Below are 3,404 nucleotides of genomic sequence, written 5' to 3'. Positions count from 1 at the left end.
AGGCCGATGGCCTGGGACAGCGTTTCAATGGCGCTGGTGGTGGTCTTGCCGACGCCGCCCTTGCCCGAGGTCACAACGATGATTTCAGCCAATGGTCTTCTCCGTGACGGGGCGCTGTGCAAGCGCCGCTAATGTGGTTTCAGTCGAGCTGTTCGATGCGCAGCTTGTCATTCTCAAGCCAGATCTGCACGGCTTTGCCGAGCAGCTCCTTCGGGATTTCTTCCAGCACCTTGTAGTGGCCCGCCACCGCAACCAGCTCCGCATGGAACTCACGGCAGAAGATGCGGGCCGAGGCCAGCCCGCCGGCACCGGCCAGGGCGCGCCCGCGCAGTGCGCCATAGACGTGGATGGAGCCGTCGGCGATGACTTCGGCGCCGGCGCCAACGGTGGCGCAGACGGTGAGGTCGCGGTCCTGGGCGTAAACCTGCTGGCCCGACCGCACCGGGTGCACGTGCACCAGGCCCGGCTCGCCGCGCGGGGCGGGCGCCGGGGCCGGGGCAGCGGCCGCGGGTTCGACGGCGGCCTGGCGCGGGGCGGGTGCCGGCTCGGCCTCGCCATCGCGCTCGTAGGACGCGCGGAACTTCGCCAGCAGGGGCAGGCCGATGGCCTGGGACAGCGTTTCAATGGCGCTGGTGCCGTAGGCCAGCGCCACCGGCATCACGCCGGCGCCGCGCAGGGCCTCGACCAGGGCCATGGCCTCGGCCGTGTCCGGGCAGCGGTTGAGCCCGCCGAAATCAATCACCACCGCGGCCCGGGCGAAAAGCTTCGGCGCGCGCTGCACCCGGTCGGCCATTTCCGCGGCCAGCCGCCCGGGGTCCAGCGTGCGCACCCGCAGGTTGGCGATGCCGACCTGGCCGAACTTGAGTTCGCCGGCCTGTTCGTAGTCCATCGGGGAAGCGGCCATGGTCAGGTCCCCGTGGCCAGGAGCGGGCTGCGGCCGGGCAGGGCGCGGGCCTTGAGCCAGGGCTGGTCGGGCAGCTGCGCTCCGTAGGTTTCGGCGACGAACGGATAGCTGCACATCTCCTTGACCAGCATGGCCACGCGGATGTCGGTGCCGGGCATCATCTGCTGGCCTACCTCGCGGAAGCCGAAGCTGCCGTGGAAAAGCAGCGCCGGGTCGTTGCCGGTCTGCAGGAAGACCTCGCAGCACAGCTGCGGCCAGCGCGGTTCGGCGAAGCTCTGCACGTCGGCGTAGAAGGCGCGGCCGCGACCGCCGCCGCGGCGCGGCGCGGCAATCACGATGCGGTCGACGTAAAGGAAGCGCCCGTTGCGGCCCTGGAACCACTGGAAGTTGGGGCTGTCGTGCGGGGCCTGGTCGCTCAGCGCCACCAGGAAGCCGGTGACCTGGCCGTCCTGTTCGGCAACGCGGAAGTACTCGGCGTGTTCCCAGAAGAAGCGCACCTTGGCTTCGTCCATCGCGAGGATGGACGGCCCGGCCGCGTTGTTCAGGGCAAGCACGGCATCAAGCTCGTGCTCCCGCACGTCGCGGAGGGTGATCGGCATGGGTAAAGGACTCCGATGGCAAAGGGGCCGCCTGGGCAGGAAACTCCGGCGGGCGATCGGGGAGCGATTATCGCACGGGTGCCCCGCGCCGGGGTGCGACCCGGCCCTTGCGCGCCAAGCCATGACTTTCGGGAGGGCGTCGCCGGCGGGTCCGGGCCTATGATGCGGGGATGCTGAACAGCCTTTCCCACACCCAGTTGCTCCGGTACGCCGGCATGTTCACCTGGGCGATGGTGGGCATCCCGCTGATTGTGTTGACCTGGCACTTCCCGGCCACCGATGCGCTCGAGGGGGTGGACGCCGGCCAGGGGTTCGGCGCGCGCGGCCTGACCGCCGGGACCCTGGCCTACCTGGCCTTCGGGCTGATTTATTGGCAGGTCACGCGCTCGCTGGGCATGCGCAAGCCCAAGCCCGCCGACACCATGTGGCTGGCCGCGCTCACCCTGGCGGCCATCGCCGTGAGCTACCAGACGGGCACCGGCATGGGCGCGGTGCTGATGATGATCATCGCCGGCGTGATCCTGTGGCTGGTGCCGCTGGGCGTGGGCATTGCCTGGCTGGTGCTGCAGCACGCGGCGCTGGTGCCGGTGTTCAGCCAGATGGAGGGCTTCACGCCCGGGTTCGCCGTGCTGCAGGCCATGCTTTATGCGGGCTATTCGAGCTTCGCGATGGTGATCGGCCTGGTGGCCAAGCAGCAGGCGCAGGCCCGCGAGGAACAGCGGCGCCTGAACGCCGAACTGCGCGCCACCCGGGCGCTGCTGGCTGAAAGCTCGCGCATGAGCGAGCGCGTGCGCATTTCGCGCGAGCTGCACGACCTGCTGGGCCACCATCTCACCGCGCTCAGCCTGAACCTGGAAGTCGCCGGTCACCTTACCGAGGGCCGCGCGCAGGAACATGTCCGCCAGAGCCACACCCTGGCCAAACTGCTGCTCACCGACGTGCGCGAGGCGGTCAGCGAGATGCGCGACGAGGGCGCCATCGACCTTAGCGGCGCCGTGCGTACGCTGGTGGAAGGGGTGCCGGCGCTGGATATCCACCTGGACCTGTCCGAGCCGCTGAGCATCGATGACCCCGAGCGTGCGCACGTGCTGCTGCGCTGCACCCAGGAAATCATCACCAACGCGGTGCGCCATGCCGGGGCGTCCACCCTGTGGCTGAGCATCGCCCGCGACGCCACCGAAGCCCGCATCCAGGCCCGCGACGATGGCCGCGGCGCCGAGTCCGACCCGGTCCACGGCAATGGCCTGCGCGGTATCCGCGAACGCCTGGCCGTGTACGGCGGCCGCGTTGAAATCATCACCGGGCGCGGGCAGGGCTTCGCGCTGGACATCCGATTGCCACTGGAGAACGCCGCATGATCCGTGTCTGCCTGGTCGACGACCAGACCCTGGTCCGACAGGGTGTGAAATCGCTGCTTGAACTCGCCGATGGCATCGAAGTGGTGGCCGAGGCGTCCGACGGACGCCAGGCGATCGAGCTCATCCCCCAGATCAAGCCCGACGTGGTCCTGATGGACATGCGCATGCCGGTGATGTCGGGCCTGGAGGCCCTGCAGGCGCTGTCGGCCAAGGCCCAGCTGCCGCCGACCATCATCCTGACCACCTTCGACGACGACCAGCTGGTGCTGGCCGGCATCCGCGCCGGTGCCCGCGGGTACCTGCTCAAGGACGTGTCGCTGGACCAGCTGGTGAACGCCATCCAGACCGTTGCCGGCGGCGGTTCGCTGGTGCAGCCCGCCGTCACCCAGCGCCTGCTTTCAGGCCTGGAGGGCCTGCAGACGGCCTTCGTCAGCCTGGACCAGCCCGATCCGCTCACCGACCGCGAAACCGAGATCCTGCGGCTGATGGCCGGCGGTTTTTCCAACAAGGAGATCGCCAACTCGCTCGGGGTGGCCTAGGGGG

General features: G+C 69.4%; 3 protein-coding genes and 1 pseudogene. 2 read left to right on the top strand and 2 right to left on the bottom strand.

The annotated features are described in order from the left end of the window. Positions 1 to 139: 139 nt before the first annotated feature. Together minC and K0M70_RS06885 are read right to left on the bottom strand one after the other, a co-directional pair. Positions 140 to 904 carry a septum site-determining protein MinC gene (gene minC, locus K0M70_RS06890; protein ID WP_290780918.1) on the bottom strand — a complete coding sequence of 255 codons (765 nt, stop codon included), beginning with the start codon at positions 902 to 904 and terminating at the stop codon, positions 140 to 142. A gap of 2 nt (positions 905 to 906) precedes the next feature. Then, on the bottom strand, positions 907 to 1,503 hold the full coding sequence (locus K0M70_RS06885) for a GNAT family N-acetyltransferase (RefSeq protein ID WP_290780916.1): 597 nt from the start codon (positions 1,501 to 1,503) through the stop codon (positions 907 to 909). Between the two features lie 170 nt (positions 1,504 to 1,673). Here K0M70_RS06885 and K0M70_RS06880 point away from each other — a divergent pair, with 170 nt between their 5' ends. Both K0M70_RS06880 and K0M70_RS06875 read left to right on the top strand, forming a co-directional pair. Beyond that, on the top strand, positions 1,674 to 2,861 hold the full coding sequence (locus tag K0M70_RS06880; RefSeq protein ID WP_290780914.1) for a sensor histidine kinase: 1,188 nt from the start codon (positions 1,674 to 1,676) through the stop codon (positions 2,859 to 2,861). Then, positions 2,858 to 3,397: pseudogene (locus K0M70_RS06875) on the top strand (response regulator transcription factor); the annotation flags it as partial. The gene K0M70_RS06880 and the pseudogene K0M70_RS06875, both read left to right, overlap by 4 nt. Between the last annotated feature and the right edge of the window lie 7 nt (positions 3,398 to 3,404).

The sequence above is a fragment of the Arenimonas sp. genome (genome assembly GCF_019459675.1).
GTDB lineage: Bacteria > Pseudomonadota > Gammaproteobacteria > Xanthomonadales > Xanthomonadaceae > Arenimonas.
The sequence above is the reverse complement of the archived record's forward strand: the minus strand, read 5'-3'. Positions and strand labels throughout refer to the sequence as shown.